At 64.9% G+C, this 5,511-nt stretch carries 3 protein-coding genes; all 3 read left to right on the forward strand.

Annotation, left to right across the window (positions count from 1 at the left end; genetic code table 11):
- On the forward strand, nucleotides 1–3,005 hold a 3,005-nt coding region (locus K1X74_23225), incomplete at its 5' end, for a CusA/CzcA family heavy metal efflux RND transporter (protein ID MBX7169264.1).
- 42 nt (nucleotides 3,006–3,047) lie between these two features.
- Nucleotides 3,048–3,410, forward strand: a complete 363-nt coding sequence (locus K1X74_23230) for a cupin domain-containing protein (protein MBX7169265.1) — start codon at nucleotides 3,048–3,050, stop codon at nucleotides 3,408–3,410.
- Nucleotides 3,411–3,533: 123 nt separating this feature from the next.
- Complete coding sequence (locus tag K1X74_23235; GenBank protein MBX7169266.1) at nucleotides 3,534–5,261, forward strand: hypothetical protein; 1,728 nt, start codon at nucleotides 3,534–3,536, stop codon at nucleotides 5,259–5,261.
- The last annotated feature ends 250 nt before the right edge of the window (nucleotides 5,262–5,511 follow it).

A 5,511-nucleotide genomic window follows, 5' to 3' on the forward strand; every position in this document is an offset into this window, starting at 1 on the left:
TCGCGGGCGTGGCGTCCCTGGTCTCGCTCAACTTCGACGCCTTCCCCGACACCACGCCCGTCCAAGTGCAAATCAACACCCCGGCGCCCGCACTGGTGCCCGAGGAAATCGAACGCCTGATCACCTTTCCGGTGGAGCTGGCCATCGGCGGTATCGCCGGGCTCGAGGAAGTGCGCTCGGTTTCGCAGTTCGGCCTGTCGAGCGTCATCGCCCGTTTTCGCGACGGCACCGACGTTTACCTGGCCCGCCAGCAGATCAACGAGCGGCTCTCGACCGTCGAAGTGCCCGACGGCATCGAGCGCCCCACGATGGGCCCCGTGGCCACGGGACTGGGCGAAGTGCTGCACTATTCCCTCACCAGCAAGACGCGCGACTTGAAAGAGCTGCGCGTGCTGCACGACTGGGTCATCAAACCCAAAATGCGCGCCGTCAGCGGCGTGGCCGAAGTAAACTCCTGGGGCGGGCTGGAAAAACAGTACCAGGTGCGCATCGACCCGGTGCGGTTGCTGCGCCACGAAATCGCTTTCGACCAGGTGGTCGAGGCGGTGCGCGGCAATAACCTCAACGTGGGTGGCGGCAACATCGACGAAAACCGCACGGGCGAAATGCTGCTCGTGCAGGGCGTCGGCCGCACGTCCACCGTCGAGCAAATCGAAAACATCGTCGTCACGGCCCTGGAAGGCGTGCCGATCCGCGTCCGCGACGTGGCCGACGTCACCATCGGCCACCAGCTCCGCAAGGGCGCCGTCACGGCCAACGGCCAGGGCGAAGTCGTCCTCGGACTGGGCTTCATGCTCATGGGCGAAAACAGCTACGCCGTCACCCATCGCCTCAAAGACCGCCTCGAACAAGTCAAAAAGACGCTCCCGGCCGACGTCAAGGTCGAGACCGTCTACGACCGCACCCGCCTGGTCGACCAGGTGATCGCCACGGTCCGCGGCAACCTCTTCGAAGGCGCGCTGCTGGTGACCGCCATCGTGTTCATCTTCCTCGGCAATCTGCGGGCCGGTCTGATCGTCGCCCTGGCGATTCCCTTTTCGATGCTGTTCGCCTTTTGCGGCATGTATCAAATCGGCATCGCCGGCACGCTCTTGAGCCTGGGCGCCATCGATTTCGGCATCGTCGTCGACAGCTCGCTAGTGGTCATCGAAAACATCTTGCGGCGCATCGCCCACGCCGGCGAAAACGATACGGCGCTGGTGCGCGATGCCACGATCGAAGTCCGCCAGCCCACGACGTTCGGTCAGTTAATCATCATGATCGTGTACTTGCCGATTCTCAGCCTCCAAGGCGTCGAAGGGCGCATGTTCCGCCCCATGGCGCTGACGGTCATCCTGGTGCTCATCGGCTCGCTGATTCTCTCGCTCACCTTGATGCCCGTGCTGGCCAGCCTGCTGCTGCCCAAGCACATCGACGAAACCGATCCGCTCATCGTCCGCCTGGCCAAGCGGTTGTATCAGCCGTTCCTGACGCTCGCCTTGCGGGCCCGCATGCCGATCATGGCCGTGGCGGGCGTTTCGTTGGCCGTGGCCGGCGCGCTAGCCCTGACCATGGGCACCGAGTTCGTGCCTCGCTTGTCGGAAGGCGACATCGTCGTCGGCATCCTCCGCCCCGCGGGCACGCACCTCAAGGAAGCCGTGTCGATCAACAACAAGATGGAGCGGCTGCTCCTCGAGGCATTCCCCGACGAGATTTCGCATACATGGAGCCGAGCCGGCGCGCCCGAGGTCGCCACCGACGCCGGCGACGTGCAAGTGGCCGAAATGTTCGTTTCGCTCAAGCCACGCGACCGCTGGACCAAGGCCAAAACGCAGTCGGACCTGATGGCGCTGATGGACGGCGTCATCGGCCACTTCCCGGGCCAGACGGTGTGGCTCACGCAGCCCATCGAGCAGCGGATCAACGAAATGGTCTCCGGCGTCCGCGCCGACGTGGCCCTCAAGCTCTTCGGCGACGACATCGACACGCTCGTCGAAAAGGGTCGCGAGCTGGAAAAGGCTCTGGGCGGAGTGCCCGGCTGCGTCGACCTGGCCAGCGAACAAATCAAGGGGCAGCCCATCTTGCAAGTCAAGGTCGACCAGGACCGCATTGCCCGCTATGGCGTGGCCGCCAAGACGGTGCTGGCACTTGTCGAATCGATCGGCGACAAGTCGCTGGGCGAAGTCATCGAGGGGCAGTTGCGTTTCCCGCTGGCGGCGCGCCTGCCCGATAACATGCGAGACAATCCGCAAGCGATCGCCGACATTCTGCTGCTCACCTCGACGCACGAGCGGTTGCCGCTGTCGGCCCTGGCCGACGTGCAGCGGGTGTCGGGCCCCAAGATGATCTCGCGCGAGTGGAGCAAACGCCGCCTGACCGTGCAGTGCAACGTCCGCGGCCGCGACATCGGCAGCTTCATTGCCGAGGCCCAAAAGCGCGTCGGCGACTCGGTCAAACTGCCCGAGGGCTACACGATTCAATGGGGCGGCCAGTTCGAGAACATGCAACGGGCTCAGCGGCGGCTGATGATCGTCGTGCCCCTGGCCTTGAGCCTGATCGTGCTGCTGCTCTATGTCACCTATCGCAACACGATCGACACGATCTGCGTGTTCACCAGCGTGCCGATGGCCTGCATCGGCGGCATCGCCTTCCTCTGGTTCCGCGAAATGCCGATCTCGATTTCGGCCGCCGTCGGTTTCATCACGCTGTCCGGCGTCTCGGTGCTTAACAGTATGGTGTTCGTCTCGGCGCTGCGCGATCTGCTGCGCGGCGGCCTGACGTCGAACGAGGCCATCTTCGAAGCCGCCATCTCGCGGCTCCGCACGGTGATGATGACCGCCCTGGTCGCCAGCGTGGGCTTCGCGCCCATGGCTCTGAGCACTAGCATGGGCGCCGAGGTGCAGCGCCCGCTGGCCACGGTGGTCATCGGTGGCGTCATCAGCAGCACGGCCATGACGCTGTTCGTCTTGCCCGTGCTCTACAGCCTGCTGCTCCGCCCAGGCAAGTCGGCCGCCGAAGCCCACTAAGAACCGCCGCGGCGCCGACTCTCAACCAGGAGTCGCAAGGACATGGCTCGCCATATCACCAGCCCCACGCGCATCGAAGCGGCGGGCAAACCTCCCAAAACCATCGAAGAGTTCATCGGCCGGGTCAACTCGCAGACCAGCCAGCTCAGCATCGCCCGCATGCGCAGCCCGCAGGGCTGGAGCGAACCGGGTCAAACCCCCGAGTTCGACGAGTACAGCGTGGTGCTGCGCGGCACGTTGCACGTCAAGCTGCAGGGCGAAGCGTTCGACGTCGCCGCCGGCCAGGCGATCATCGTTCCGGCCGGTCAATGGGTGCAGTACAGCACGCCCGGCCCCGAAGGCGCCGAGTACATCGCCGTCTGCCTGCCCGCCTTTTCGCCCGCCACGGTACACCGCGACGCATAGCCGTCGCGGGCAATTGGCAATGGTCTCGGCCGTGGCGTAAGATGGCCGTCGCTGCGCTGGGCCCGCAAAGGGTCATGGCCGTCTGTTCGATTCCGGCCCGTCTGCCGCCACGGAGATCCCGTCATGCGTGCGTCTGCCACGTTTTCGTTTCATTGGCCGTGCCTGGGTATTGGGCTCGCCGCGCTTTTCTGCTTCGTGGGTCCGGCCCAGGCCCAGGCGCCCAAGGGCACGGTCAAACCCACCGATCCGCCGCCAGCCCTGACCTATCATGGGCTCATTCCCGGCCTATCGAGCGCCGACGAGGTTCGCCAGGCGCTCGGCCCGCCGGTGTTCGAAGCCGAGTGGTACGCCTACAAGCTGCTGTACAACGCCCAGGCGAGGCCGGACCTGACCGACTCGGTTCACCTGCACGGCAAGAACGGCACCTTCGCGTGCGTCGAAGCCGCCAGCATACCCCCGGGTTACGAGTCGAAGAGCGACGTGCAAGCCAAGCTCGGCGCCTGCGAACAGGAGATCCGCACGCCCACTTTCTCGCTGCTCGACTACACGGCCAAGGGCGTACGGTTCGTCTTCAATAAGCACGGCCAGACGATCGGCGTCGCCTACACGCCCCATTTGCAAGCTCGCGTGCCGGACGGCGGCCCTCGGCTGTTCGATCTGAGCGGCTTGCGCGAGGGCCCGCAGCCGGCCCCTGCCCGGCCTGCCGACCTGGGCGACCTGAAAGCGGGCGCGGCGCAAGTGAAGATCTCGCCCACGACCGGCAAGTGGCTTAACCCCCGCTTGCGCGACGCGTTTACGATTCACGACGACATGTACGCCCGCTGCGTGGTCTTTGAAAAAGGGGGCCAGCGATTCGCACTCGTCGGCGCCGACCTGTTCGGCATGTCTCGCTCGGATATCGAACCCATGCGAGCCAGAGTGGCCAAAAATGGCGTGGCCTACATGGTTTTGGCCATGTCGCACAACCACGCGGCCCCCGACACGATTGGCGTCTACGGTCACTACCCGGCCGAATACATCCAGTACATTCAGAATCAGGTTGTCGATTGCGTGGCGCAGGCCGTAGCCAATCTGCAACCGGTCAAGGATTTTCGCGCGGCCTCGCGCGAGCTGCCGATGGATGGCGGCCGCGTCATTGGCTACTTCCGCAATGCCCGCAACGTGGGGCTGGTCGATCCGACACTCTCGGTGCTGCAACCCGTTGGCGCCGACGGCCGGCCGATCGCCACCATCGTCAACTTTGCCTGCCACGTCGAAGGGCTCGAGGCCGGCGCCAAGGAGCTGAGTGCCGACTTTCCCGGCTACATGTGCGACCAGATCAAGGCCGACGGCGGCGGCCAGGCCGTGTTCCTCAACGGCGCCGTCGGCGGCATGGTCAGCGGCGATAATCGCGAGCGCACCCACGGCGAAGCCAAAACCATGGGACTCGGGCTGGCCGCGCTGGTCAAACAACTGGCCGCCACCGCGCAGCCGCCGGCCAGGTTCGATTTCGGCGTCGACACCAGGGTCATCGAATTTCCCATGACCAACCCGGCCTTCAAATTGCTGTATGCTGCGCGCGGCGGGCTGAAAGACGGCCGCGTTTCGACCGAAATGGCCCTCATCAAACTGGGCGAAGCCCAACTGCTCACCCTGCCCGGCGAAGTGCTGCCCGAGGTCGGCTTTGAAATGCAAACGCAAATGACCGGCTTCCCGCGGATCCTCATCGGGCTGGCCAACGACGAGTTGGGCTATATCATTCCCGAGTACGACTTCCGCAGTAACAGCTATGAAGAGACCATGTCGCAGGGGCGCGACACGGCTCCGGCCGTGAAGCAAGGCGCCCAAAAACTCCTCAGCGGAGCGCCCTAGCCGATAAAGCGCCGCGGCCGAAGCCAGCGACTCTTGCATCGGCTGACGAAATCCGCTACTTTGTATTGCAAAGCACTATCCCGGTGGCGCTCGTCAGGCCGCCGACCAAGCGAAGGGAGCAGGCCCATGGAACTACGCGACGCGCTGGTGCAAATCGCGGAAATCCGGCGGCAGATGGCCAAGAACGACGTGTTCCGCGGCTATCGATCCGCGCCCGTCGCTTTCTCGGGCCTGATGGCCTTGGCGGCGG

It is taken from the genome of Pirellulales bacterium (genome assembly GCA_019694435.1).
GTDB lineage: Bacteria > Planctomycetota > Planctomycetia > Pirellulales > JAEUIK01 > JAIBBZ01.